Source organism: Cytobacillus sp. NJ13, assembly GCA_030348385.1.
Taxonomy (GTDB): domain Bacteria; phylum Bacillota; class Bacilli; order Bacillales; family Cytobacillaceae; genus Cytobacillus.
This window is the reverse complement of sequence record JAUCFP010000006.1, coordinates 589,516-614,411: the sequence shown is the minus strand read 5'-3', so window position 1 is coordinate 614,411 and position 24,896 is coordinate 589,516. Positions and strand designations below refer to the sequence as shown.

Sequence of the window (24,896 nt, the reverse complement as noted above, 5' to 3'; positions counted from 1 at the left end):
TTACCTTTTTGGTGTACCTGGAGCATAGTAATAGGGCGGCACCTTCAGCCATCCCCGCTTCCTCATCAAAGTTTTTAAAGTTCCGCCAAAGATCGTCCATTCTAAAAAGAACTCAGTCCACATATTGCCTACATCATTACGTACGGAGTCTGCTTGTCCTTTAGCACAGGCAGTGGAACATGTCACTAACTTGAATGCGACCCCATTGGTAATTTCATCATCAGTCAGCTTAACTCCTAAAGGAACCTCATTTGGAGCAGAATTAGGTTTTGCTGATGTTACCTCAGGTAAAGGAATTCCTTCTTTTCTCATAAACGTGCTTAATCTCTTAACCTGTGACTCGCATATTTTTACTACATCGGTAAGCATTTCTTTCACTTCGTCATCTGTAGTCGTGTTTAATCCAATTTCTTCGTATCGTATAAATTCCTCCACCAAAGTTAAATATGTCCAGGTGTCCCCAACTTCAATTACGTGCAAGGGAGATTTAGGTTCATTGGTATTATCAAACGCAATTCTGAGCATATTAAAAATTGCTTCTAAAGGATTAGGCATCTTTTTTACCTCCTATATTGTATATGTTGTCTATAGACTGAGAAAAAATGCATAGCTTTCGTTAGAATCTCAGCTTAATATGCATAGCAGAATCAACTTGCGAAGCCTTTGCAAAGAAGAATGAATGACCTAAAATAATCTAATTAGAAAGAATGGGTGATTGGACATGGCATTTGAAAAAGGACTGGCCAAGTCTGAACAAGCATACGATAAATATACGGAAATAAGCACTGCATTCGCGGATATAGTGAAGGACGAATTTATTACTACGTGGCAGTGGTGGGCTGGACTGGCTTTGTTTATTATTCCCTGGCTAATATGGTTTAAGTATAGGAAGAAAGACAGCACTGGGCGTCTTCTCTTAGCTGGTTTATTAGTCATCATATTGTCTCTTATTATCGATTTAGCTGCATTATCTATGGGGTTATGGTCCTACCCTATGATCATTATTCCCCTCGCACCATTTTTATTTTTGCCGTATCACTTTTCATTAGCTCCAGTCGGGGTCATGTTCGCCCTTCAAATAAAGCCTAAAATGAATAGCTTGTTTAAAGGAATAATCTTCTCTGCCATTGGAGCTTTTGGAGGAATGAATTTTTTTAATGCCATCGACTTTTATAATCCAAAAAACTGGTCTACTTTATATGATTTTGTCATCTTTCTCACTCTTTATTACAGTGGTTATTGGATAACGAGGATGGAGAGTTTACATGGTCTGGAAAATGGATCAGGAAAAAAATAAAAGACTTTCTTTTTATCGGAAAGTCCTTTTTTTGCTTTTAGTTTACAAATCACAGCTGCTGTTTAACATCCAGTATCGTTGCTCTATTCCCTGCCGATTCCCCCAATGCAGTAAGGCTGCTGGCAATCAGGAATTGGGCAGAGTAGTAAGTGGTCATAATAAACACAGCTGAATAAACAATATCTGAAACAAACATATTCCATGAAAGGATTGAATCAGAGATAACAAACAAAATGCTTCCGGCAATGGCCCGCTTGTTCCCGGTTAGTATGGCTGATAACGCCATTAATGAAATGACCAGCATGTAGGCAATAACCGGGATCACTAATGCATCATTTTCTTCTTCAGATAAGGAAGCAATCAGCTGGCTGCCAATGATCAAAGAATAGAAGCCTATCGGGATTATGGCTGCCAGGCGGAGCTTCGTCATGCGTGACATTTTTAAAAATCCAGTCAAATAAAATAGATGCCCAACAAGAAAAGCTCCAAGCCCAGCTACAAACGACACAGCAATGAATCCATCCCCAAGCATGCAGAAAAACAGGCCAATAACGACTAAACGCAATGCCGGCGAAGGGCTGGCAGGGAGCTTAAGGAATGTATAAATAATAATTAGTGCCATAGGAATCAGCTTAAAGGTAATTTTGATTGCCAGAGGCTCAGGAGGAACAATGAAAATATATAAGAAAGCCATCAGTCCAATTAAAATAGGAATCAGCAGATTTTTCAATAGTATCCATCTCCCTGTGTCCGAATGTAAGTTGCCCTTTGATTAACAGGTATTAAACCCGTTCTAGCTTTTTAAAAGGCTTTGGCGGTAATTCAACACGAATTTCATCGCCTGGCTTTACTTCTCCGCTCTCTAAAACGATTCCCATAATACCAGCTTTCCTAATGAGATTTCCATTTTCATCCTTCTCTATCACTGCATTTAAAAGCCCAGGCTGAAATTGATCGATTTGAGCACAGGGATTGCGCAGTCCTGTAATCTTGATCACAGCAAAATTACCCAAAAATAGGATTGTGTTTAAGGGCAATTCAAGAAGATTGATTCCGGCAGTTGTAATATTTTCACCCATTTGGCCAGGTTCAATATGAAAACGGCCTGCTAACTCCTCAAATAACTCACTGTGGATTAAATGAACCTGTCTTAGATTCGGCTGGTCAGGGTTTTGTGCCACTCTTGACCGGTGCTTAATCGTTAAACCACAATGGGCATCCCCTTCGATCCCAAAACCCTTCACCAGTTTAATGAGATTTTGATTTTTTTTACTGAAAGTGTGCTTTTTGCTTATGCTTACCGCTATGACTGTACCCACAAGTGAATATTTCTCTATTTCATCCTGCATTTATTCCACACAGCCTTCCTTTTCTTTAGACTCCTTTTACTTATTATTCCATAAAGAATTAATTAGTCCTTCCCTCCAATCCATGATGTTTGACATTGTTTGATTAGCGATAAGTTAAAAATAAGGATTAATCATTGCTCAAAATCCTTATAAGATCACACATATAAAAATAAATAATTAGGAAATATAAACATAACTAACTCGCAGTTAAAAGGGGTTCATTTGCCGTGGAGGAAAACCGGATAAAAGAATTCGATCATATTGTCGAAATGGGTAAAGAGGGACAAAAAGCTTTAAATAATTACTGGGTGGAATACAGCATTTATACTTCTTTTGAATATTGGTTTATGGTTACGCTATTTTTTGTTCCTCTAATTGTGTTATTTTTCAAAATTGACAAAAGTAAATTATTTTTCATGGGGTTTTATGGTTATAGTATTCATATGCTATTTGGCTATATCGACTTGATCAATAAAAATTCCGGGCTGCTGAATTATCCTTTTCCTATGATTCCAATGGTTCCAGGTTTATCCCTTGACTCAAGTTTCGTTCCTGTTACATTTATGCTTGTTTATCAATGGACATTAAATCATAAAAAAAATTACTATGTTTATACTGTGCTGACTTCTGCCGTGTTAGCCTTTGTTTTTAAGCCTCTTCTTATTGGTCTCGGTCTATTCAGGCTATATGGAAGCACGAATTATTTCTTTCTTTTTGTATGTTACCTAATCGTAATTATATTAGCTAAGGTGATTACAAACGTTTTTTTATGGACAGAGCGTAAATTTAATAACCGTAATCATCCACATTAAACGTGGATAATTTATATCATGGTGTTCTTTTATTTATGATAAATTCCGGTTGTGCACTAATACCTGCTGCCTTTCTGAGACTGGCATGGAGTCAGATTTACATCGACAATATACATAAGAAATGCTGCCTAAATGGCAGCATTTTTTATGAGTGATAGTAAGGTGGTTTGCAAAGCATGATTAACTTTCCAGCTCAGGTAAGTTCCGATTATTCTTTAATCGATCCAATATTTTAATAAACCCAACAAAACCTCTAATAGTGAATAAGGTAAAATTAACACTGCCAAAGGTATGGAAAATGGACCATTTCCTCCACTTGAATAGTCTGGTGTTTTTCTCAAAGTACCATTGGCCGAAGCTCATTGGGACACTGAATATCAAACTTTTGAGAAAGATATTTCTTAATTTGTCATTGTAAGAAATCTTAACCCAAATCACACTTAAAAGCGGAAAAAACAAAATATCATAAATCAGGTTGGTTTTAAAAATTCTTGGAAAAGGGCGGATGGGATATTCAACTCTTTTCGTTCCAACAACATAGGCATCAATCAGAGTGGCAAGAACTCCTTTCGAGAAAAAAATAACTAAATTCTCCCTCATTTTTTTCCCTTTAAACAAAAATGGAACTGAAAAAATGCACAATCCGAGAAGCAGGTTTAATAATTTTTTCTCCATTGAAGACCAGCCTTTCTATTACAGATAGTACTAAATTCACCCATTTTGAATTTATTTATTCTTGAACCTGTTAATTCTAAGCATTTTATAAAAAATAAAGCTGCCATTTGGCAGCCGGATCGATTTTCATATAGGAATTATTTATTTTAATGATGGTGATGATGCTCATAGCCATGTTCTTCGGCATACTTACGGAAATTTTCCAGGTCCTGTATTCCTGTCGAAGTGCCGTCAAGGGCTTGATTCATACGCTCTAATAACACTGTTCTCAACTTTGGATGGTAGCCGAAGTATTCAGCAATATCAATGGATATATGAGGATAGCTTTCTTTAAACTGTTCGGCCATTTTATTCATTCTTTCCATTAAAATGCCGGTAAATAAGAAATATGGCAGCATGATAATCTTTTTGGCGCCCAGTTTAATGCAGCGTTCCATCCCATCCTTAACGGTTGGCGCTGTGACCCCCATGAAGGCACATTCAACGGATGATACATTTAACTTTTCCCACAGCAATCTGCTGATCTTATAAAAATCAGCATTGGCATATGGATCGCTGCCGCCTCGTCCGATTAATAAAATGGCTGTATCTTCATGCGTTTGATTCACATCAAAACCGGTTTCGGCAAGTCTTGTTTTTAATATTTCAAGGACCTCATCATGAACACCGATCGTCTGGCCATAGGTAAACTGAATATCCGGGAAATGCTCTTTGGCATGTTCAATTTCTGCTGGAATGTGCAGTTTGGAGTGTCCGGCGTGCAATAGGATGATGGGAATGACATGGATTTCATCTGCCCCTTTTTCAACACAAAGCTGAATTCCATCTTCAATATTGGGGGATGCAAATTCCAAGAAGCAGGTTTCTACCAAAAGGTCTGGGTCAATGTAGTCTCTCATTTGATCGACGAATCGGCGGACTTCCTTATTCCCTGCCTCCATCCTGCTGCCATGCCCGACAAATAAGACAGCTTTTTTCATTGTTCCTTTTCCTTTCTTGTATTTATCGATTCCTTTAATGCGGTCTTCATTGCGTTTGCGTTCGCCCTGTTCCATGGAGTAAATGATTGCCTCTTCCTTCACTGCTTCATGAACAATGCCGCGGGCTGTTTCTTCTTGCTGGACCGAATACCAGGTTCCTTTTGGGTAATCAATGACGACGCATTTATCTTTGCAGCGGCCGTTGCAGCGGGTACGGGATGTATGAATATGCTCGTCCAGTCGGTTTTTCCGGATTTCATCGCGTATTTGCTGTGTGACTTCTTCTGCGCCTGCACCCATACAGGTTGCGCCATTGCAGATGAGCAGGTGACGCTGCATTTGGGTTAGGTTCCAGGTTGTCATTATGTGACCTCCCTCTATTTATTTTGTTTCTCTATCTTGTAATTTTGTTTAGGCTTAGTATTAAGCCCGTTGCTTTCCGCTGCGGGCACTTGCTTTCCGTGGGGCGTGCGGTGAGCCTCCTCGGCTTCGCCTGCGGGGTCTCACCTGTCCCGCTGCTCCCACTGGACATTGAATAATCTACCCTGAATCAACACCGCACGAAGAAAATGCGAATGCATTTTCGAGGATCAAGTGCCCTCCGCTCCAATCAACTCAGCAGATAAATCTATTTTGAAATCTAAACCCTCACAGACAACCTAATTTTTAAAAGCTTCCGGATAAAAACCTTTTGTCAAAACCTCCAGCGCTTCCCCTACACGAACCCCTTCAGATGCTGCTGATAAAGGCAAAATGACAAAGCGTTCGTTTTGTACGGCAGGTGTCTGGCTTAAGGCCGGGTCTTTTTTAAGGAATTCTATTTTTTGTTCCGCAGTTGTTGAGCCATAATCAATCACTACTATGACATCAGGTTCACGTTCGACTGCATCTTCTTTGGAGACAGTCGCCCAGTTTCCTTTTACATCCCCGAAGACATTGTGGCCGCCTGACATTGTGACAAGTGTGTTCATGAAGTTTTGTGTGGCTGTGAATACATCTGTTTCGCCGCTGTCGTAAACCAGGACATCCAATGGCTCTTTTACTTCTGGCAATTGTGATGTAATGGCTTCAATCTCTTGATTCATTTGGGCAATTAGTTTTTCACCGCGTTCTTCCACCCGGAAAATTTTTGAAATGTTGCGGATGTCACTATAGATATCTTCCAGAGTGGGTGCCACTTTCACAGATGAAGATTGCAAGTAGCTATTAATGCCCAGCTCCTTTAATTCTTCGCGTGTTGCAATGTTTTTCTCATTGAAGGCACTGTCCCAGCCGCCATATAGAAAGTCGGCTTCTGCGGAGATGACTTGTTCTTTTGATGGATATTGCTCGGCTAATACTGGTACCTTGTCGTATGCCTCCTGTAATGGCTCATAAATCTCGTTATCCAAAAATGCAGTGCCAGCCATTGAATCTTCCAAACCAAGCGCCAGCATGATTTCAGTCACATGCTGATTTAATGATATCGCACGCTTTGGCGCTTCTTCGTATTCATTCACAAAGCCTTCATTTTCAATAACAACTTTCTCCGTTTGCTCCGCTTGTTCACTTTTCACCTTTGCTGTGTTTGCCTCTTCTGCTGAGCATGCGGCCAATAATAATGCTGCCGCTAAGACCAGAAAAGCCCAAATTCTGCTATTTTTCATGTTCATAGGTCCCTCGATTCCATTTAATCGTTTGTGTAAAAAAATAAATGAAGTTTTTTGGTAAATGGATTTTTCGAAACACCTGCCTGCATACGGAAGACTTCTCTTAATGTCTCTTCTGTCAGGACTTGCTCCGGTGTCCCCGCCATATAAAGAGCTCCATCGTTCATGACAAGGAGTTCATCACAATACCCTGCTGCCAGGTTTAGATCATGGAGGGCTGCCACAATGGTGATCGGCAGATCCTTCACTAAATCCATTAATTGATATTGATGTTCAATATCCAGGTGATTGGTCGGTTCATCCAGAATTAATATGTTAGCCTGCTGTGCAAGGGCGCGTGCGAGCATCACCCTTTTTTTCTCGCCGCCGGATAGTTGGCTAAACGTGCGGTTTTCCAAGTGAAGGACATTTGCGAGCATCATGCTTTCTTCCACAATGGCAAAGTCCTCCCGGTTATCAGCGGCAAGCCATTTTTTGTAAGGCGTGCGCCCCATCATGACCAAATCTTTTACGGTAAAATCAAAGAGTACCGGTGTTTCCTGACTTACAACAGCTAACTCCTGAGCAAGCTTTTTCTGTGAGATATCGAGAATATCTTTTTCATATAACGTCACTAAACCGCTCGTTTGTTTTAAATGACGGTAAATGATTTTTAGCATCGTCGATTTTCCGCTTCCATTCGGTCCAATGATGCCAACGAATTTTCCCTGTTCCACTGTAAAATTGATACTATTTAAAATTTGCTTGTCCGGCACTGAAAAGGACAGATTTTTGACCTGGATCATACCTATTCACCGTCCCCAAAAGAATAACGCTTTCGCCTAAGCATCCAGATAAAGAATGGGCTTCCGCAAATAGCGGTTATAATCCCGATTGGCATTTCTTCAGGCGCCAGCACTATACGTGCGGCCATATCCGCCCAAACTAAGAAAATGGCACCGATTAGGGCGCTTATTGGCAGAACCATTTTGTAATTAGACCCCACCATCATCCTCACGATGTGAGGAATAATCAGCCCGACGAAGCCAATGCTTCCGCTAACCGCGACGACCACACCGGTCAGAAGGGATACAAAGAGAATGATAAAGATTCGAAACCGGTCCAGATTAACGCCAAGTGTCGCGGCCGTTTCCTCACCAAGCAATAAAGCATTAAGCTGCCTATAATTCATGAGAAGAAGAATAAAAACGAGAAGCAGTGAAAAAAATGGGATGCCCAGATTGGACCATTTCGCGCCTGCCAGACTGCCGAGCATCCAGTGCATGACCGCTTGAATGCCGCCCTGCTGTTTGGACATCATCAGCATAAAATTGGTTATGGCGGATAATACCATCGAAACCGCAATCCCTGCCAAAAGAAGACGAACAACCGATATGCGTCCATTGACACGTGCTAAAAAAAACACGATTATGACCGCAAAAATGGCCCCTAAGAATGCGGCAAGGGATATGGCATACACCCCCAGAACGCTGAATGCACCGAGTAAAATGACAGATGCAGCTCCGACAGATGCACCTGAAGATACACCCAGAATGTAGGGATCTGCGATTGAATTCTTTACTAACGCTTGTATGGCTGCCCCGCAAATGGCCAGTGCAGCACCCACTATGGCCGCAAGTACAATACGGGGGAATCGTATATCCCAAATAATAACCGTCTGTGCCTTAGAAGCATCTGTTGCTATGAATATACCCAGCTTGGAGAACAGCACTTCCCAAATAAGGTTCGGGGTAATGTCCACAGATCCTACCATCACGGCAAAAATCATGGAAGCAAGCAGCCCCGCTGCCAGGGCAGCCATCAGTAATGTAAACCGGGCCCTGGTCATATAAGATTCACAGGCTCCCAGCTGATGATTGCCGCATGGAAAGGATAACGGTACACATACTGTCCATCTTCTTTGGAAATGAATCGTTCCAATGAGGCTCCCACATGTGCTTGTTCAAACCGGTGCGATAAGATTTTCTTGCTCCCGGCATCAATTAACTGCTGCCATGTATCATAACGATGCTCCCGCTCAAGCTTTATCATTTCACAATCTGCATAAATGCCTAACTGGTACAGCATGTTGAGGATCATGATATAATCCCGGCGCGGGTATTTAATGTCATAGCCAAACTGCTCATCCAATAGGACGTAATGCGGCTGAATAGGGCCGGTCGTTAAGCCGATTATGGCACGCTTTTTTGCCAGCCTGTTCATTTTCTTCAGCACTTCATTCATTTCATACATCCGATAAAAGCAGTTCACCCCAACCACGACATCGTGAGGCTCCAATTGTGCTTCTTCCCATTTGCTGTGGACAAATTGGATAGGGGCATCCTCTTCAAAGTACTGCTTTAAGTAAGCGAGCACACTTTTTGAACCATCCACCAGCGTTAACCTTCTGACATCCTGGCTGAGCGGAAAGGTATAGTTGCCCCATCCCGGACCGAATTCAATACAGCTTGAGTCTTCCGGGATATGCGGTTTCATTTTTTCGTAGATCGTTTTGGCATATTCATCTGTTTGCTTGTATCTTTTTTTCTTCATGGACTGCATCCAAAAGGCTTCTTCCAGCCCATCATCAACCATTCGCTCCGGCATCCTGCCATGCCAATCCAGCATGCCTTCCTTCCAGAGCTTCTCAAAATCGTATTGCAAAGGGGATTCTTTTATCATTGAAATTCTCCTCAATTTCCAAAACCTAAATAGATACAGGGTCCTAAATACTCGGTCAGGCTGCTTAAAACTCCAGCCCCTTCATGGCTTTAACATCCTGTTCGGCATAATAATGCTTGGTGGCATCGATGGTTGACACTAAATCGGCTAAATCGAGAATGGCAGGATGAGCAGAACGCCCTGTGATCACCAGATGCATCTTTTTTGGACGGTTTTGAATGGCGTCTAATACCTCAGAGAATGGCAGCACATCGTCAATTGGAAACCGTGTAATGGCCAGGGCATTATTCAATTCATCCAGCACCAGCACATCTGTTGTTTCATCTTTTAATTCTTCTTTTACCGTCTGCCAGGCGTTTGCAAGTGCTTCGCGATGCTCCTCCGGTGTTTTTGTCCATGTAAATCCGATTCCTAATTGAACAGTTTCAACACCCAGTTTTCTTAGTGCCAGCTGTTCACCATATGTACGTTCCGGTGATTTAATAAATTGATAGTATTTCACCTTCATGCCGCGGCCAATTGCCCTTAATGCGACACCAAGCGAGGCGGTTGTTTTTCCTTTGCCATCGCCTGTATAAACCAGCAGCATCCCGTTTTGTGCCATAGAACATTCCTCCTTAAAGCCAGGTTGTCTTTTCAGCAAATGGTGTACGCTTTTTCTCGGAAGATATTTCTTCTGCCGGGTAGCCAATGCATAGAGTCCCCACCAATTGCTCCTGGTCAGATGCACCGATAAAGTCATGCAGTGCGGTATCATGCACTAAGCCAACGCCTCTTGTACGCCATACCATGCCTAACCCCAGCTGTTCGGCCATCAGCCACATCGACATGATGGCACTGCTTACGGCAAAGACATTATCTTTTGTCGCCCCTTCATCGCCTTCCACAATGGCAGATGTCACGACAATGATCAAGGGTGTGTTCGTGATGGCTTTCATGGAGCTTTCCACTAAATGCGGCTTCGCCGGAAAGCGTTTTTGCAAGTAATCAAGGGCCACCTGCTCGTAGCGTTTTAAGCTTCCTGCCTGCAATACATAGAAATGCCATGGCTCACGCATGCGGTCATTTGGTGCATATGTGGCTGCTGCTAATAATGTCTCGATTCTGTCCCGTTCTACTTCGCGCGATTCAAAGTTTCGAATCGCACGGCGTTTTTTCAAGGCTTCTAACATAATTCATGCTCCTTTTCTATAAACCAGGCAATTTGATCCCGTACTCCAACCACATCTCCAACCAAAATCATCGATGGATTCGAGATGCCATGAACCTGGATATCCTCTGCAATCGTTTCGAGTGTCCCTGTAATCGTCCGCTGATTGGCAGTTGTGCCCCATTCAATCACAGCAACAGGGGTTGTTCCGCTTTTGCCATTGGCTATTAAACTTTTCGTAATGTGAGCAATATTGCCAATGCTCATGTAAAAGGCGACCGTGTCAATTTGAGCAAGCGCAGACCACTTTAAAAAGTCCTGTTCCTTTTCGGCACGGCCATGCCCTGTCACAATCGCAAAGCTTGCCGCATGATCACGATGTGTCACGGGAATCCCTGCGTAAGCAGGCGCAGCAATCCCGGCGGTTATACCAGGCACGATTTCAAAGGGAATACCTGCTTCCCGCAAGATTGCAGCTTCTTCCGCACCTCGTCCAAATACAAAAGGGTCACCGCCCTTTAAGCGCAGTACCTGCCTGCCCAGGTTTGCCTGTTCAACCAGCACCCGATGGATTTCATCCTGTATCAATCCATGCCTGCCCGGCTCTTTCCCGCAATAAATCAGCTCTGCATCCGCTTTTGCATGTGTTAACATTTCCGCATTCACAAGTCGGTCATATAAAATCACATCAGCCTGCTGAATGCACTCCAATCCGCGAATCGTCAGCAGTTTAGGGTCACCAGGTCCAGCTCCAACAATATAGACAAATCCGCTCACAGTTCTTCTCCTATCCGCTGCTGCAGCCAGGCTTCACACTTCTGCACATTGCCTTGCTCCATCCACTCCAAAACTTGAGGATCCAATAGCTCTGCCAATAGCTGCTTTTTCTCATCCCCCGTAAACTTCTTTAAAATTCGCTGACGGGCTTCCTTTAAAAAAGACACATACTGCGCGTAATGCTCTCCATATTGCTCTGCTAATTCTGACTTCACGCTGCGGGTCAGACCGGGGCTTGCGCCAGATGTAGATACGGTCAAGACGAATTCACCGCGGCGTACAACTGCGGGATTAATGAAATCAACACGGCCCTTTGCATCTGCACGGCTAAGCAGCTGCCAATGCTGGGCTGCTTCTTCCACTGCATTGTTTACTTCTTCGTCGTTCGTGACAGCGAATATCAGTGCTGCATCATCTAAATCAGCCGGTTCGAAGGATTTTTCTTTCCATGTCAAATATCCTTCATTAATATAGTGCAGCAATTTTTCAGTCACCGTTGGGCTGATCACAGTTACTTGGGCTTTTGTCGGAAGCAGCGCTTCAGCCTTCTGGCGTGCCACATGTCCGCCTCCGACAATAACCACCTTTTTATAGTCAAGATTCATTAATAACGGGAAATAATTCATGTTCTGCCTCCAAACAAGCTGCCAGCCAATTTTTCACAAGCTGTGGATTCGATGCAAAATGAAAGTGTGTATAGCCGGCAACAAGATTATCAGTTAAATAGCCTTCCTGCTGAGAGCGGAAGCGGCCTTTGCTAAAATAAGCAGGTGATGAATGCTCTCCTTCATATGAAGAGTAATGGAACTCATGCCCTTTTGCCTGGTCTCCTTCATTCATTAGGAAGTTGCCCGGAACACCTGTAATTTCACGATACCCGAGCGCAGCCAATTTATCCTGCATCCTTACCCGGCCCGGAATCACACCGATCATCGGGAATGCCTGTCCTTTTCGATCCACGATTTCTTCTGTTAAATACATAAATCCTCCGCATTCTGCCAATGTCGGCAGCCCCCGCTCCAGCGCGGCCTTGATGGAAAGCTTCACTGCTTCATTTTTTGCCAAAGCTTCAGCAAACTCTTCCGGGAAGCCGCCGCCGATGTAAAGCCCCTGCGCTATTTCAGGAACTTCCTCGTTGTCCAATGGAGAGAAGAAATGCAATGTGGCACCATGGGCACGCAGCAATTCTAAGTTTTCTTCATAGTAAAAATTAAAGGCCGCATCTCTGGCAACCGCAATATGTACTTCCTGTCTGTCTGGCTGTGCATCAAAAATCGAAGAGGAAATCTCCAGGACTTGGGCGTTCGTTAGTTCCAGAAGCTGATCAATATCGACTGTTTCTTCAATCGCTTCTGCCAAACTGTCAAAATAGGAATCTAAATCACCGCGTTCTATGGCCGGCACCAAGCCCAGATGACGGCTTGGCATCTTAGCTATAGCTCCCTTTGGGAGATAGCCAATGACAGGAATTCCGCATTCTTGTTCAATCGCTGATTTGACAATGTCATAATGGCTTTTGCTTCCTAATTGATTGGCGAGAACAGCAACGATATGGGAGTTTTCATCAAGCATTTGAAACCCTTTGACAATCGCCGCTGCACTTCTTGCCATACTTGCCGCATTGACAATTAAAATAACGGGACTTTTTGTAATCCCGCTAATATGGGCAGCTGATCCTTCATTGGATAATGGTGATTTGCCGTCATAAAAACCCATCACTCCCTCAATCACTGATACGTCTGTATCGCGGCTCGCTCTTGCGACAATGGCACGCACCGTATCATGGGACATCATGAAACTATCAATATTTCGGGAAGGGCGTCTGGTGACAGCTGTATGATACGCTGGGTCAATGTAATCGGGGCCGCATTTAAAGCCCTGTACGGTTAACCCGCGCTTCATCAGCGCACGCATAATGCCGATGGTGAAGGTTGTTTTTCCGACACCGCTTCCCGTTCCGGCCAGAACAAATCGATTCATCATCTTCCCTCCTCAAAGTTGACGTGTGCAATGCTGATGGTCACATTGCCGCTTTTCTTTTTCTCCAGCAGCAATTCCTTCGCATTCGCATACCTCATGGACGCCGGCTCACTGACCCCATACGCGCCAGTATATTTAAAGACGGTGTCTGACGGATTCTGCATCGGAATCTCATTCAGCTCTTCAGGTGTGTATGTAACAAACGGCCAGTTATATTTAGATGTTAATTCAAGCAGGCCTGCCTCGTTTTTCTTTAGATTAATAGACGCAACGGCTTTCACACTTTTCTTGCTCAACTTCATTTCTGCCAATGTTTCATCGATGACTCGTTCAATCTCAGCCATTGAGGTTCCGCGATTGCAGCCAATGCCGAGAACAATTGATTTTGGACGGTACAGGACGCCGTTTTCGATCAGTGCCTCCTCATGCGGTTCTAGGATACGGTCTGTAATAAGAAGTGCCGCTTGCGGCTTTGCCTTGATGGCTTCCTCTATTGATGGATAAATCTTTAGATTGTCCGGCAATTCCCGATCATACGTCCACCAATTCTTTTCCCCGCTTTCCTGCACGATCGCCACATGTTCTTCATTGACAACCGATGCACTGACAGGGGTTAATTTTTCTTCGCTATCCCACATCCACCCAAATTGGGCTCCAAATAAATCCACGGGAATCGTTTTTTGAACATCTGATGCGGTGGTCACAACGGGTGCCGCCCCAATCGCATGGGCAAATTCATGGGTTAATGCATTGGCACCGCCAATATGGCCGGATAAAACGCTGACAACAAATTGTCCTTTATCATCAACCACCAGCACGGCAGGGTCTTTCTTTTTATCGATCAAAAGCGGGGCAATCATGCGGACGACAGCACCGAGGGAAATGATGCAGATAATCCCTTTATACTGCTGGAACAACGCTGGCAGTAACAGGCGGACCGTGCCATCAAATAACTGAATTTGCCGTGCTTCTTCATCACCCTGTTCGAATTTTTTCATATAATAAAGGTCTGCATACGGAAATTTTTCTACATAGCTTCTTGCATGCGCCACCCCATGCTTTGTAATGGCAACAAGGGCATAGGGTTTGCGCTTTTCGATTACCGGCATTTCACCTTCGCGCAAACTAATCATTCGCCGTCACACCTTTGCGGAAGCCATGTGTGAACGTTTTGTCATATAGCTTCGAGCGGTATTCTTTTTCATGGATATGCGGGTCCAATGCCCAGCCTGCCAGAATCATCGCATGCTTGCGGATGCCGTTGACACGCATCGCTTCGTCCAGCTCAGACAGTGTGGTGCGGACAATTTTCTGATCCGGCCATGAAGCACGCTGCACAACCGCAACCGGTGTATTGTCTGCCCATCCCGCTGCCTGCAGTTCTTTTGTGATTTTCTTTGTTAAGGTAGCACTTAGAAACATCGCGATTGTACAGTGATGGCTGGCTAAAGCCTGTAATTTTTCACGCTCCGGCACTGGTGTCCGCCCTTCAGCCCTTGTTAATATAAGTGTTTGTGTTAAATCCGGAATGGTCAGCTCTGCACCCACTGCGGCCGCGGAGGCAAAAACAGAACTGACGCCTGGCACAACTTCACAGCTGATATCGTGCTGTTTTAATAGTGCCACCTGCTCCATCGTTGCCCCGTACATCGCCGGGTCGCCTGTATGTAAACGTACGACTGTTTTGCCTGCATTGACGCGCTCAGCGATGCATTCCACCATTTCTTCAAGATGCATTCCGGCTGTGCGGATAATCTCTGCGGACTCCTTGGCTTCCGCCACTAATGTCTCGCTGACAAGTGAATCGGTATACATAACAACATCAGCCTTATTTAATAGCTTTAAGCCTTTTACCGTAATTAAATCGGGATCTCCAGGACCTGCTCCGATAATCCAAATTTTCTTCATTTGCGCACCACCATACATGACAAGTAATTTAATTCAGCACCACGGAGCTCATGTACATTCCAAATGACCTCTTCGTCTGATGTAACCTTTGTTACAACATGTGTTTTATCTAATAAATTCATTTCCTCCAATAGATTCAGCATATCGTCCAATACTTTCGCTACTTTAATGAAGACGATCGCATCATGAGTCTCAATCACCCGCCGCATTTCTTCCATATTTTCCGTTGCCGGAATCATCGCGACATGGTCATCCCCATCAGCCAGGGCAATTCCTAAGCGATTAACAGAACCATTAAAGGATGAGATACCAGCTACCGTTTCAATTGGAACATCCGGGTGCATCGTCTGCATCAGCTTCATTAAATGAATAAATGTGCTGAACAGCATCGGGTCCCCTTCCGTCACGAATGCCACATCTTTTCCCTGAGACAGAAAGCCATAAATAGTTTGTGCGGATTTTGTCCACTCAGTTATTAGTGTATCTTCATCTTTTGTCATTGGAAAAACCAAACCAAGCATCTCTTTTTCATCCGGGTTTATATACATGTCAACAATACGATGGGCGTAGGATTTACTGCCACGTAATTTTTTGGGATAAGCAATGACCGGGCTTTCCTGCAATTTGCGGAATGCTTTTACCGTGATTAATTCCGGATCTCCCGGCCCGACTCCCAATCCATATAAAGTTCCGATTCTCATTTAGTTCTTTCCTTTCTTTGCCGTCACAATAAAAATTGGATTTAACGGTTCAAAGCGCGTTAAATGCAAGATTGGCTTGCTTTTTGAAATCTGCGCCTGCAATATGGATACTTCACAGCCCAGATTTTTTAAATGCTGCATGGCTTCTGCGAGATTTTCGATCGTGGCAATATTCATTACGAGTCGGCCTTGTGACTGCAGGCGAGAAATGCATGTCTGCAATAAATGCTCCATATTCCCGCCATTGCCGCCAATAAAAATCGCATGCGGATCTGGAAATTCCTCCAGACGGTCAGGCGCCTTTCCTAGGACAGCAGTAAAATCTGTACGATGGATCAATTGATTTTCAAGGCAGTTTTCCAGGTCGCCCTCATTCTTTTCAATCGCATACACGGCACCTTCCCGCGCTATTTTCGCTGCTTCAATTGCAACCGATCCGGTGCAGGTACCGATATCCCAGACGATGCTGTTTTCCTTCAGCTCTAATTCCTGCAGACAAAGAGTCCTGATCTCCTTTTTCGTAATCAAGCCTTTATCCGGCTTTCTCTGCATGAACCTATCATCCGGAATTCCCAGGGAAGCACGCTCCACTGCCACACGCTGCTTTAAAATCACCACATTCAATGGAAAAAAAGACGATTGCTCCATTTCGTCCAAGGTGAAAAAGCGGCACCGCTCCTCTTCCCCCTGCAGATTTTCAGCAACAAATGCATCATACTCGGTCATGCCGAACTTCTTTAAATACGCTGCAATGGCCTGTGGTGAATTCTTTTCGTCTGTTAAAATAGCAATCTTTTTCCGCCCGTCGATTCTTTGGGCAAAGCCTTTAATAGAACGGCCGTGCAGGCTGACAATATACGCATCCTGCCAGCTTTCCTGCATTTTCGAAAAAGCGAGCTGAACAGAGCTTGTATAAGGATAAATCTCCAATGGAAGCTTTCTCGCCAATACACTGCCTAGCCCGTAAAACAGCGGATCACCTGAAACCAAAATAACTGTATTGCGTGTTTCCTGCTGCAAGTCAGCCGTTAATGCAGACAAGCCGCCTTTGATTACTTTTTTCTCTCCAGTAAATTCCGGGAAAAATTGCAAATGACGCTCCCCGCCGACCAGGACATCACATTCATGAATCCAGTCTATGTATGAGGGGAGCAATCCTTCTGCGCCATTATCCCCGATACCAATCATCTTCATCCAATTTGTCAATATTCTCAGCCTTTCCTAGACAGCTTCCCTTCATGGCATACAGAGTTGTCGATACTTTGACGTTTGCGTTCATATGATTCAGTGCATAGTAGCAGCAGTTTCGGCAAAGGGCTTCAAAGAATGCTTCGTTTTCCTGAAGAATGTCACCCACCTGCGAAGCCGTATTCGCCTGTAAAATGTCCCGCTGGATATCTTCCTCAACACCCACTTTATTTGCCATGCCTGCTAAAAACTCAAAACTGACTGGTGCGCTTTTGGAGTGAACCATCATTACGCCTTGGGCAACTTTTGAGAACTTCCCCATCATCCCCACCAGAGAGACTCTCGGTATTTTCTTACGTGCAATATTTTTTAAAGTAAACCCGACAAAGTCGCCCATTTCAATAAAGGCTTCTTCTGGCAAGTGAGGATACTGCTTCATGGCAAATTTTTCACTGCGTCCGCCTGTTGTAATGACTAAATGCTCACATCCTGCTTCTTTTGCGACATTGATCGCCTGAGCGATACTTGCCATATAGGCTGAACTGGAAAATGGCACCACGGTTCCCCGTGTACCTAAAATTGAGATGCCTCCAATAATGCCTAATCGGCCATTCAATGTTTTTTCAGCTATTTCTACACCGTCCGGAACCGAAATGACCACTTCAATGCCGCGATTTACTTTATATTTGTCTATTGCTTCCTGGACGACACCATGGATCATTTTACGCGGCACAGGGTTGATCGCTGCCTGCCCTACCGCTACTGGCAGCCCAGCTTTTGTGACTCGTCCTACACCGATCCCGCCATCTAAATGGATGCCTTCTTTTTTCGCATATGTGACCGTACTTTGAATTCGTGCCTGATGGGTGGCGTCCGGGTCGTCCCCTGCATCTTTGATCGTTTCGCACATGACCCGGCCATCTGACCTATCAAAAGCCGTCACTTTAAAAGTGGCATACTGGCCAACCGGCAGATAAATCGTAACTTCATTTGGCACCTCTCCGGTCACAAGTGCCTGCAGTGCTGCCTTTGTCATGGCTGCGGCACAAGCACCTGTTGTATAGCCGTGCCGCATTTGGGATGGATCTTTTTTATTTCGCTGCTTTTGCCCGTTCATCCGCCATAATCGAAATGGCATTCAATGCAGCGACCGTCACTGTACTGCCACCCTTTCTCCCTGCATTCGTAATAAATGGGATTCCTTCAAGCACGGCCAGTTCGGCTTTGGACTCTGCCGCTGATACAAAGCCGACTGGCATGCCAATAATCAAGTCAGGTTTTGCTAGGCCATCTTTAATTAAACGAATCAATTCAAGCAATGCTGTTGGCGCATTGCCGATGGCATAGATTCCTCCTTCATGAAGACTCGTTGCTTTTTGCATAGAAATAATCGCACGTGTTGTTCCCTGAGACTTCGCTTCTTTTGAGACATCTTCATCCGCAATATAACAATGCAGGTCCCCGCCATGCTTTTGGAATCGCTTGCGTCCTGACCCGCTTTCAATCATCTGTACATCTGCCACGACATGACGGCCCGCTAAAATAGATTGAACCCCTGCCTCAATGGCATCTGATGTAAAAATCATGCTTCTGCCCAGCTCGAAATCTGCCGAGGCATGGATGACTCGCCGAACCACCAGCCACTGCTCATCTGTAAATGAATGTTCGCCCATTTCTTCTTTAATAATCGCGAAGCTGTGATCATAAATTTTATCCGGATCTACCGTTAACGGTACAAATGTGGTATTAAAGTTCATGTTTGCCATGTGTATAATCCTCCCAATTTTCGAGTCACTTCTTCGAAAGAAGTGCAGAAGTTTTCATAATGCAGAGGCGGCCGCTTAATCAAAATAACAGGAATCCCCATCTCCAGAGCAGCGGTCATTTTTTCATCCACCGATCCCACTTTGCCGCTTTCTTTTGTAATCATCAAGGTCACTTCATATTGCTCACAAAGAGCTTTGTTTAATGATTCAGAAAATGGTCCCTGGATCGCAATAATGTCCTTTTGTTTAACGCCAAGCTTATGACATTTTTCCATGTTTCCCATGTTTGGAAGCATCCTGCATACAAGCCGGATATCATCACGCATTAAATACTTTGTAAAGATTTCCAGCGTTTTGCTGCCGGTTGTCAGCATGATTGTCCCTTTATGCGTTTGAGCCACTTTTGCTGCTTCCTCATAACTTTCAGCCTCAGTTATGAGTGGTGATGTAAACTGTTCATTTGGCCTTTCATAACGTATGTAAGGAATGTTGCAGGCTTTGGCTGCTGCCATTGCCGTTTTTGACGCTTCTTCCGCATAAGGGTGACTGGCATCAATCACAGTGGTCATCTCTTGCATCCTAATTAGTTCAATCATGTCTTTTTCGGACAGCCGCCCCACTTTATAAGAAATGCCTTCAGCTTTCAAGCTGTCCGCTGCCGATTCTGTGACAACAGTTGCCAATATGGGATAACCTTGATTTTTCAATTGAATGGCTAATGCTCTCGCATCACTTGTGCCTGCTAAAAATAAAATCATGAGATCCTCCTAATCCCCGCAAGGTGCCGGCTCGACTTCGATCCTGGAGCTCATATCCTGATAAGTAAAATACTGAATTTTTTTCACGCGCTTAAAATATTTAAAAAGCCGTTCATTTGGATGCGCATTTTCTTTGTATTCTTCTATAATCTCCTTTAATAACGGCACCAGCTGATCAGGCTCAATCCCCTCTGCCACCGGCTGGGCAGCATGGGCTGTACGGCCAACCGGCTTTGCCCCGATAAATAAATCAAACTTCTTCTTGCGGTAAACAATGCCGATATCATCAAATACGGCCCGATAGCAGGCCATACCGCAGCCATTAAAGCCAATATGCAGTTCCTTTGGAAGCTTTAAGCCCCCTAGTTCAGCAGCAATTTCCTCTGCATACGGAATGGATTCTGCTTTCTCCCCGTAGCAAAAATCACAGGCTTTTACATTTAAAACATCACCCACTGGCATAACTGTCAGCTGATTTTGTTCGAGTTTTTCCACAATCGACTGAGGCCGTCCGGTTGGAATTTTGATTAAAAATCGGTGATCCGGTGTATATTCCATGGTGCCTTTCTCGCCAACAGCTTCTGCCAATACTCGCATTTGGTCTGGCGTAATAAATTTATTGGCAACCCCAGGCGAAACCGCAAATTCAAAAATATCTTCGATTGGCTGCTGCACCAAATGTGTCTGGTCAATCTCCGATTTCGTCACCATCGATAAAGCCTTAAAAGCCATATCCAGTGAGCTGGCTTCTTGTTTTTTGCTTTCAATCTGCTCGTATCCGGCCTGTGCCTCCCCGGTTTCCTGATTTAATGCCCATGGCTCCGCTTCCTTTTTCAAACGCTGATGCGGCTTTAAGCTTTGATTCTCTTCACCAAGCGTGTACTTTCGCTGATAGCCTCTCGGCGTAATGATCTTATTGTCATAAAAGAAAGTGGAGGAATTCCCAATCACAACTGTTGTCAGCATGCCTATATCGTGATCAAGCATTTCCGCCAGTGTAGTCAGAATGACATTCTGATTTTCGCGGTATGCACTTTTCACAAGCCCCACTGGTGTATCAGGAGAACGATATTTTAATAGAATTCTTTGTGCTTCGACAATTTGTCGTGTTCTCCTGCCGCTTTTGGGGTTATATAAAGCGATGACAAAATCCGCCATGCCGGCTGCTTCAATGCGCTTCTCGATTACCGTCCAGGGTGTTAAATGGTCACTCAGACTGATGGTGCAGGAGTCATGCATGACAGGTGCACCCAGTAAACTCGCACATGAATTAATCGCAGAGATGCCAGGAACAATTTCCACTTCGATTCCTTCTTCTTCCGTCCATCCCATTTCGATCAGCACTTCATACACTAAGCCGGCCATGCCGTAAACGCCCGAGTCACCGCTCGAAATCACGGAAACAATATCGCCAGCTTCCGCTCGTTTCACTGCATCCTGCGCACGGGATACCTCCTCAGTCATTCCTGTGCTGACAATGGAACTTGCTGTTACAAATGGCATGATCAGATCTACGTAGGTTTTGTAGCCAATTATGCAATCACTCTGCTGCAGCGCATCCACAGCCCGTTTAGTTATATGCTCACGATCACCTGGACCGAAGCCGACAACAAATATTTTTCCCTTCTTCATAGGCTAACCTCCAATTAAGAAAAGCACATGTGCCTTGCCTGCTGCCGAGTTAGGGAGCAGGCGCCCTGCGCCAGACAATTCTCAAAGTTCAATGCTTCTTGCCAAATAAAAAATGCCTGCACTCCTTTTCAAAGGAATACAGGCATATGAAATGACAGTATAAAAATAAGCATACTGAAACTCAAAAACAATTGATCATAATTGTCCCGCCTATACCTCTCCCTCCGAAAAGCAAGTGTCGTTCAAATAAGCAGGTTTCCTGACTTAAGCTTCTTCTTACTCTTACACCTTCCCGATTTCTCAGTGGCATTGTAATTTCATCAGCTATTACAGTAGCGGGGGCTGTACCAGACTTTCACTGGTTTCCCTTTTACCTCACCAAAGTGAGCACTTATTCAAATTGATATATTAATTTTTTTCTAATATAACATAGAATGACCAAATTTGACATATTATTTTTTTCATAATTTTTTTAATGCTATGTTAATGCCTTTGACTTTTTGAGATAAGATTTGATAAAAGACATCATCAAGTGTACTCTCCACAAAACGAAACTCGCCGATTGGCGAGTTCTTAAGGACGTTTCATGAGCAATAGCTGATTTTCTGCGTCTAAAATTCATGGAAATCGGCGATTAGAATTATAGTTCTGCACCTTTTTTATAATATTCGTCCATTGTTTCTTTCGGAACCATGCTGCCGCCAGTCGCCCACATGAGATGGACAGCATTTTTCATTTGATCATTTAAGTTATGATTCTGAACATATTCTTTCCCTTGTTTCTCAGCCGCTAACTTTACTGGACCTATGACGCCTGCCAATGCTGAAGGCTCAAGGAGAATATTTTCTGTGTCGGCCAATACGCTTAATAGTTTAAATAATTCATGATCACTTACCGTATAGCTTCCGCTTAATAATGGTTCAATCGTTTGACCAACGAATCCTGATGGTCTTCCAACGGCAAGCCCGTCAGCTGATGTGATGTTGTCAATTCCAAAATCCTGGACCGAAACTTTATCATGCAATCCTGTTACGAGTCCAAGCAGCATACATGGAGAATGAGTAGGCTCTGCAAAGAAGCAATGTACATGATCTTGATAGATTAATTTTAAACCAAAAGCAACTCCCCCCGGTCCGCCTCCTACACCACATGGCAGATAAACAAAAAGCGGATGGTTTTCATCTACAATTATATTTAATTCTTCTAACTGTTTTTTTAAACGAAAGGCTGCCACTGCATATCCTAAAAACAAATCACGGGAGTTCTCATCATCAATGAAGTAGCAATTCGGATCACTATCAGCCTGTTTGCGCCCCTCTTCGACCGCTTTGCTGTAATCTTCCTTATTTTCAATCACCGTTACTCCTTTGCTTCTAAGGAGATCTTTCTTCCACTTCTTCGCATCCGCAGACATGTGGACCGTTACTTTAAAACCCAGTTTGGCACTCATAATGCCTATACTTAGCCCTAAATTGCCTGTAGAGCCGACGGCAATGGAGTATTCGGAAAAGAAGTTTCTGAATTTCTCACGATCAAGGATCGAATAATCATCCTCTACTGATAATAAACCATGTTGAATCGCCAATGTTTCTGCGTGTTTCAACACTTCGTAAATGCCTCCGCGCGCTTTAATGGAACCTGATATCGGAAGATGGCTGTCACATTTCAGCAAAAATTCTCCTTCTAATGGATGTTCATACATTTGTGATAATTTTTCACGCATCGCGGGGATGGAGACAATAGGAGATTCAATGATTCCGTTATTCTCCCTTGTTTCTGGAAAAACCTTTGCGATGTAAGGAGCAAAACGCATTAACCTTTCCTCTGCATCTTTTACATCATTTTCATTAAGCGGAAGTTTCTTTGCTCCTGTTTGATATGGTTCCTTTTTCGGGTTCGTCCAAAATACTTCCTTTACAGCTGCAAGCTCACTTATTATAGGATATTCTTGCATCCAATCTTGAATCGTTTTCATCTCTTTGCTCCCCTCCAAATGGCGACTTAATGTCCTGAAGTTATTTTAACACCGACAGCCCCTGCAATAATACACATAATCCATATGGTTGATCTTAAACTTCTAGGTTCATTGAAAAAGATCATGCCGGCTAAAACGCTGCCGACTGAGCCTATGGCAGTCCATATTGCATAAGCAGTCCCCACTGGAAGCGATGATACTGACAAAGAAAGAAAGTAAAAGCTTAAACTTCCGAAAACAAGACAACTGATCGTAGACGGCCATTTTCTAAACCCATCTGCACGCTTCAGACTGATCACACTTCCAATCTCGGCAAAGCCGGCAATAAGAAGAAAAAACCAATCCAATTAAATCAACTCCCAACCCTTTACCTATCATTCAATTCCTTCTATGTTTCAGGTTCCGCTTGGCTTACTTTTAGTCCAATAATCCCTGTGATCATTAACGCGACAAAAAATATTTTCCATAGATTAATAGTCTCTCCCCAAAAAATCATCCCGGCTGCGACAGTTCCCACCGTTCCTAATCCAGTAAAAACGGCATAGCCTGTTCCTATAGGAACGGAATGAAACGATTTTGAAAGCAGAAAAAAACTCAAGAGTATTAATGCTGCTGTTATGACGCTTGGGATCAGGATGGTAAATCCATGTGAGTATTTAAGACCTATTACCCAGATAATTTCTAAAAGCCCTGCCATGATCAGATAGATCCACGCCATATGCTTGATCTCTCCTTCTTCCGGCATGGATGCCTATTTTGCAGCAGCGAAGCTCTCCATATATCGATGGATGGCATAAGCTACCCCATTCTCAACGTTCGTAAGGGTTGTCATTGTACAAACCGCTTTTATCTCATCTTTCGCATTTCCCATCGCCACACTGCATCCAACTTTTTCGAACATGGATAAATCATTGTTGCTGTCTCCGATAGCCATTGCCCTGTCTAAGGTGCCATTCAGCATGAACGCCAATTTTTCAAGGGCCATTCCTTTTGTTGCTCCTTTATTCGTAATTTCAATGTTATGATCGGCAGATGAAACAACCATTAACTCATCGAACGTCTTAAATTCGTTCCATGCTTCCACCAATTTCATTTTGTCAAAGGAACATGCCAAAATATTATTAAATTCTTCAGCTTGACCTAGAATATCCTGGCAGCTTTCAACCAATACAAATCCAAACTGATCAAATTGCCTTTCCGCTTCTGCGGCTAATTCTGTCATTTCCGAATCTGCACTTTTCAAGCTTTGAATCTCTTTATAGAATTGTTCTCGTTCTTTTTTCAGAGCATAAATCGCTTGATCCGTGAACACCTCGTAGTAATAATTCCGTTCATCGAGCCATTGAAGAATTGATTCAGCACGATCTTTCGCTAGAGTAATAGAAGAAAGACATTCCCCATTTTTGGCATGAATGGTTGCTCCATTTGTCCCGATGACATACGGGGATATTCCAGCTTTTTCACAAATGGTTCGAACATCAAAATAGGCCCGCCCTGTTGAAATCACAACTTCAAAACCATTCTCTTGAGCAGATTGAATCGCCTTTATATTTTCTTCATTAATTTCGTTCTGGTCGTTCAATAATGTTCCATCTAAATCTATTGCAATAAAACTCATAAATAATGCTCCTTTCTACC

28 protein-coding genes and 1 riboswitch are annotated in these 24,896 nt (G+C 43.6%); of the genes, 2 read left to right on the top strand and 26 right to left on the bottom strand.

What is annotated here, in order from left to right:
- Complete coding sequence (locus QUF73_02975; protein ID MDM5225162.1) at window positions 1-555, bottom strand: DUF3231 family protein; 555 nt, start codon at window positions 553-555, stop codon at window positions 1-3.
- A gap of 166 nt (window positions 556-721) precedes the next feature.
- Here QUF73_02975 and QUF73_02970 point away from each other — a divergent pair, with 166 nt between their 5' ends.
- Complete coding sequence (locus tag QUF73_02970) at window positions 722-1,297, top strand: CBO0543 family protein (GenBank protein MDM5225161.1); 576 nt, start codon at window positions 722-724, stop codon at window positions 1,295-1,297.
- A 49-nt stretch (window positions 1,298-1,346) separates the two neighbouring features.
- Here QUF73_02970 and QUF73_02965 read toward each other — a convergent pair whose 3' ends face one another.
- Together QUF73_02965 and QUF73_02960 are read right to left on the bottom strand one after the other, a co-directional pair.
- Window positions 1,347-2,027: a lysoplasmalogenase gene (locus QUF73_02965; GenBank protein ID MDM5225160.1), complete on the bottom strand. Its 681-nt coding sequence runs from the start codon at window positions 2,025-2,027 to the stop codon at window positions 1,347-1,349.
- Window positions 2,028-2,079: 52 nt separating this feature from the next.
- Window positions 2,080-2,646 (bottom strand): MOSC domain-containing protein, encoded by a 567-nt coding sequence (locus QUF73_02960; protein ID MDM5225159.1) that lies wholly within the window; start codon window positions 2,644-2,646, stop codon window positions 2,080-2,082.
- 227 nt (window positions 2,647-2,873) lie between these two features.
- Here QUF73_02960 and QUF73_02955 point away from each other — a divergent pair, with 227 nt between their 5' ends.
- A complete protein-coding gene (locus tag QUF73_02955; protein MDM5225158.1) occupies window positions 2,874-3,458 on the top strand; it encodes a hypothetical protein in 585 nt (194 codons plus the stop codon).
- 180 nt (window positions 3,459-3,638) lie between these two features.
- Here the strand turns inward: QUF73_02955 and QUF73_02950 are convergent, their stop codons facing one another.
- The 23 genes from QUF73_02950 to QUF73_02840 all read right to left on the bottom strand — a co-directional run bounded on the left by QUF73_02950 (window position 3,639) and on the right by QUF73_02840 (window position 24,876).
- Window positions 3,639-4,133 (bottom strand): CBO0543 family protein, encoded by a 495-nt coding sequence (locus QUF73_02950; protein MDM5225157.1) that lies wholly within the window; start codon window positions 4,131-4,133, stop codon window positions 3,639-3,641.
- A gap of 146 nt (window positions 4,134-4,279) precedes the next feature.
- Complete coding sequence (locus QUF73_02945; protein ID MDM5225156.1) at window positions 4,280-5,476, bottom strand: CbiX/SirB N-terminal domain-containing protein; 1,197 nt, start codon at window positions 5,474-5,476, stop codon at window positions 4,280-4,282.
- Window positions 5,477-5,772: 296 nt separating this feature from the next.
- Window positions 5,773-6,759, bottom strand: coding sequence for an ABC transporter substrate-binding protein (locus QUF73_02940; GenBank protein MDM5225155.1), 987 nt, complete (start codon window positions 6,757-6,759; stop codon window positions 5,773-5,775).
- 23 nt (window positions 6,760-6,782) lie between these two features.
- Window positions 6,783-7,547 (bottom strand): ABC transporter ATP-binding protein, encoded by a 765-nt coding sequence (locus tag QUF73_02935; GenBank protein ID MDM5225154.1) that lies wholly within the window; start codon window positions 7,545-7,547, stop codon window positions 6,783-6,785.
- A gap of 2 nt (window positions 7,548-7,549) precedes the next feature.
- A complete protein-coding gene (locus tag QUF73_02930; GenBank protein ID MDM5225153.1) occupies window positions 7,550-8,590 on the bottom strand; it encodes an iron ABC transporter permease in 1,041 nt (346 codons plus the stop codon).
- Window positions 8,587-9,423: a class I SAM-dependent methyltransferase gene (locus QUF73_02925; protein MDM5225152.1), complete on the bottom strand. Its 837-nt coding sequence runs from the start codon at window positions 9,421-9,423 to the stop codon at window positions 8,587-8,589. The genes QUF73_02930 and QUF73_02925 overlap by 4 nt, the downstream gene beginning before the upstream one ends.
- 64 nt (window positions 9,424-9,487) lie before the next feature.
- Window positions 9,488-10,027 carry a cob(I)yrinic acid a,c-diamide adenosyltransferase gene (locus QUF73_02920; protein ID MDM5225151.1) on the bottom strand — a complete coding sequence of 180 codons (540 nt, stop codon included), beginning with the start codon at window positions 10,025-10,027 and terminating at the stop codon, window positions 9,488-9,490.
- Window positions 10,028-10,040: 13 nt separating this feature from the next.
- Complete coding sequence (locus QUF73_02915; GenBank protein ID MDM5225150.1) at window positions 10,041-10,595, bottom strand: nitroreductase; 555 nt, start codon at window positions 10,593-10,595, stop codon at window positions 10,041-10,043.
- Window positions 10,589-11,350 carry a uroporphyrinogen-III C-methyltransferase gene (gene cobA / locus QUF73_02910; protein MDM5225149.1) on the bottom strand — a complete coding sequence of 254 codons (762 nt, stop codon included), beginning with the start codon at window positions 11,348-11,350 and terminating at the stop codon, window positions 10,589-10,591. The genes QUF73_02915 and cobA overlap by 7 nt, the downstream gene beginning before the upstream one ends.
- Window positions 11,347-11,976, bottom strand: coding sequence for an NAD(P)-dependent oxidoreductase (locus QUF73_02905; protein ID MDM5225148.1), 630 nt, complete (start codon window positions 11,974-11,976; stop codon window positions 11,347-11,349). Before QUF73_02905 ends, cobA begins: the two co-directional genes overlap by 4 nt.
- Window positions 11,945-13,330, bottom strand: coding sequence for a cobyrinate a,c-diamide synthase (locus QUF73_02900; GenBank protein MDM5225147.1), 1,386 nt, complete (start codon window positions 13,328-13,330; stop codon window positions 11,945-11,947). Before QUF73_02900 ends, QUF73_02905 begins: the two co-directional genes overlap by 32 nt.
- The gene (locus QUF73_02895) at window positions 13,330-14,463 is read right to left on the bottom strand and encodes a cobalamin biosynthesis protein (GenBank protein ID MDM5225146.1); all 1,134 of its coding nucleotides are present in this window, start codon (window positions 14,461-14,463) and stop codon (window positions 13,330-13,332) included. Before QUF73_02895 ends, QUF73_02900 begins: the two co-directional genes overlap by 1 nt.
- Entirely contained in the window at window positions 14,456-15,238 is a 783-nt protein-coding gene (cobM, locus tag QUF73_02890) for a precorrin-4 C(11)-methyltransferase (protein ID MDM5225145.1), read from the bottom strand. Before cobM ends, QUF73_02895 begins: the two co-directional genes overlap by 8 nt.
- Window positions 15,235-15,939 carry a precorrin-2 C(20)-methyltransferase gene (gene cobI, locus QUF73_02885; GenBank protein ID MDM5225144.1) on the bottom strand — a complete coding sequence of 235 codons (705 nt, stop codon included), beginning with the start codon at window positions 15,937-15,939 and terminating at the stop codon, window positions 15,235-15,237. The genes cobM and cobI overlap by 4 nt, the downstream gene beginning before the upstream one ends.
- Entirely contained in the window at window positions 15,940-17,133 is a 1,194-nt protein-coding gene (gene cbiE, locus QUF73_02880) for a precorrin-6y C5,15-methyltransferase (decarboxylating) subunit CbiE (protein ID MDM5225143.1), read from the bottom strand.
- On the bottom strand, window positions 17,108-18,244 hold the full coding sequence (locus QUF73_02875; GenBank protein ID MDM5225142.1) for a cobalt-precorrin-5B (C(1))-methyltransferase: 1,137 nt from the start codon (window positions 18,242-18,244) through the stop codon (window positions 17,108-17,110). The genes cbiE and QUF73_02875 overlap by 26 nt, the downstream gene beginning before the upstream one ends.
- Entirely contained in the window at window positions 18,219-18,893 is a 675-nt protein-coding gene (locus tag QUF73_02870) for a precorrin-8X methylmutase (protein MDM5225141.1), read from the bottom strand. The genes QUF73_02875 and QUF73_02870 overlap by 26 nt, the downstream gene beginning before the upstream one ends.
- Entirely contained in the window at window positions 18,881-19,651 is a 771-nt protein-coding gene (gene cobK / locus QUF73_02865; GenBank protein MDM5225140.1) for a precorrin-6A reductase, read from the bottom strand. The genes QUF73_02870 and cobK overlap by 13 nt, the downstream gene beginning before the upstream one ends.
- Window positions 19,652-19,660: 9 nt before the next feature.
- Window positions 19,661-21,283, bottom strand: coding sequence for a precorrin-3B C(17)-methyltransferase (cobJ, locus tag QUF73_02860; protein ID MDM5225139.1), 1,623 nt, complete (start codon window positions 21,281-21,283; stop codon window positions 19,661-19,663).
- 231 nt (window positions 21,284-21,514) lie between these two features.
- Window positions 21,515-21,693, bottom strand: a riboswitch (cobalamin riboswitch).
- 230 nt (window positions 21,694-21,923) lie between these two features.
- Window positions 21,924-23,258: a D-serine ammonia-lyase gene (dsdA, locus tag QUF73_02855; protein MDM5225138.1), complete on the bottom strand. Its 1,335-nt coding sequence runs from the start codon at window positions 23,256-23,258 to the stop codon at window positions 21,924-21,926.
- 26 nt (window positions 23,259-23,284) lie between these two features.
- Window positions 23,285-23,605: a multidrug efflux SMR transporter gene (locus tag QUF73_02850; GenBank protein ID MDM5225137.1), complete on the bottom strand. Its 321-nt coding sequence runs from the start codon at window positions 23,603-23,605 to the stop codon at window positions 23,285-23,287.
- Window positions 23,606-23,646: 41 nt separating this feature from the next.
- Window positions 23,647-23,976 (bottom strand): multidrug efflux SMR transporter, encoded by a 330-nt coding sequence (locus QUF73_02845; GenBank protein ID MDM5225136.1) that lies wholly within the window; start codon window positions 23,974-23,976, stop codon window positions 23,647-23,649.
- Between the two features lie 33 nt (window positions 23,977-24,009).
- Window positions 24,010-24,876 (bottom strand): Cof-type HAD-IIB family hydrolase, encoded by an 867-nt coding sequence (locus QUF73_02840; protein MDM5225135.1) that lies wholly within the window; start codon window positions 24,874-24,876, stop codon window positions 24,010-24,012.
- Between the last annotated feature and the right edge of the window lie 20 nt (window positions 24,877-24,896).

Bases quoted from the DNA above. Each gene is read 5' to 3' on its own strand.
- dsdA (MDM5225138.1), bottom strand. From the start codon at position 23,258: ATGAAAACGATTCAAGATTGGATGCAAGAATATCCTATAATAAGTGAG.
- cobK (MDM5225140.1), bottom strand. From the start codon at position 19,651: ATGATTTTATTTTTAGCAGGCACAAGTGATGCGAGAGCATTAGCCATT.
- QUF73_02945 (MDM5225156.1), bottom strand. From the start codon at position 5,476: ATGACAACCTGGAACCTAACCCAAATGCAGCGTCACCTGCTCATCTGC.
- QUF73_02905 (MDM5225148.1), bottom strand. From the start codon at position 11,976: ATGAATTATTTCCCGTTATTAATGAATCTTGACTATAAAAAGGTGGTT.
- QUF73_02975 (MDM5225162.1), bottom strand. From the start codon at position 555: ATGCCTAATCCTTTAGAAGCAATTTTTAATATGCTCAGAATTGCGTTT.
- QUF73_02930 (MDM5225153.1), bottom strand. From the start codon at position 8,590: ATGACCAGGGCCCGGTTTACATTACTGATGGCTGCCCTGGCAGCGGGG.
- QUF73_02970 (MDM5225161.1), top strand. From the start codon at position 722: ATGGCATTTGAAAAAGGACTGGCCAAGTCTGAACAAGCATACGATAAA.
- QUF73_02940 (MDM5225155.1), bottom strand. From the start codon at position 6,759: ATGAAAAATAGCAGAATTTGGGCTTTTCTGGTCTTAGCGGCAGCATTA.
- QUF73_02875 (MDM5225142.1), bottom strand. From the start codon at position 18,244: ATGAACGGGCAAAAGCAGCGAAATAAAAAAGATCCATCCCAAATGCGG.
- cobI (MDM5225144.1), bottom strand. From the start codon at position 15,939: ATGAGAATCGGAACTTTATATGGATTGGGAGTCGGGCCGGGAGATCCG.
- QUF73_02845 (MDM5225136.1), bottom strand. From the start codon at position 23,976: ATGGCGTGGATCTATCTGATCATGGCAGGGCTTTTAGAAATTATCTGG.
- cbiE (MDM5225143.1), bottom strand. From the start codon at position 17,133: ATGAAGATGATTGGTATCGGGGATAATGGCGCAGAAGGATTGCTCCCC.
- QUF73_02935 (MDM5225154.1), bottom strand. From the start codon at position 7,547: ATGATCCAGGTCAAAAATCTGTCCTTTTCAGTGCCGGACAAGCAAATT.
- QUF73_02915 (MDM5225150.1), bottom strand. From the start codon at position 10,595: ATGTTAGAAGCCTTGAAAAAACGCCGTGCGATTCGAAACTTTGAATCG.
- cobM (MDM5225145.1), bottom strand. From the start codon at position 15,238: ATGAAGAAAATTTGGATTATCGGAGCAGGTCCTGGAGATCCCGATTTA.
- QUF73_02925 (MDM5225152.1), bottom strand. From the start codon at position 9,423: ATGATAAAAGAATCCCCTTTGCAATACGATTTTGAGAAGCTCTGGAAG.
- cobJ (MDM5225139.1), bottom strand. From the start codon at position 21,283: ATGAAGAAGGGAAAAATATTTGTTGTCGGCTTCGGTCCAGGTGATCGT.
- QUF73_02920 (MDM5225151.1), bottom strand. From the start codon at position 10,027: ATGGCACAAAACGGGATGCTGCTGGTTTATACAGGCGATGGCAAAGGA.
- QUF73_02895 (MDM5225146.1), bottom strand. From the start codon at position 14,463: ATGATTAGTTTGCGCGAAGGTGAAATGCCGGTAATCGAAAAGCGCAAA.
- QUF73_02840 (MDM5225135.1), bottom strand. From the start codon at position 24,876: ATGAGTTTTATTGCAATAGATTTAGATGGAACATTATTGAACGACCAG.
- QUF73_02900 (MDM5225147.1), bottom strand. From the start codon at position 13,330: ATGAATCGATTTGTTCTGGCCGGAACGGGAAGCGGTGTCGGAAAAACA.
- QUF73_02960 (MDM5225159.1), bottom strand. From the start codon at position 2,646: ATGCAGGATGAAATAGAGAAATATTCACTTGTGGGTACAGTCATAGCG.
- QUF73_02950 (MDM5225157.1), bottom strand. From the start codon at position 4,133: ATGGAGAAAAAATTATTAAACCTGCTTCTCGGATTGTGCATTTTTTCA.
- QUF73_02870 (MDM5225141.1), bottom strand. From the start codon at position 18,893: ATGGCAAACATGAACTTTAATACCACATTTGTACCGTTAACGGTAGAT.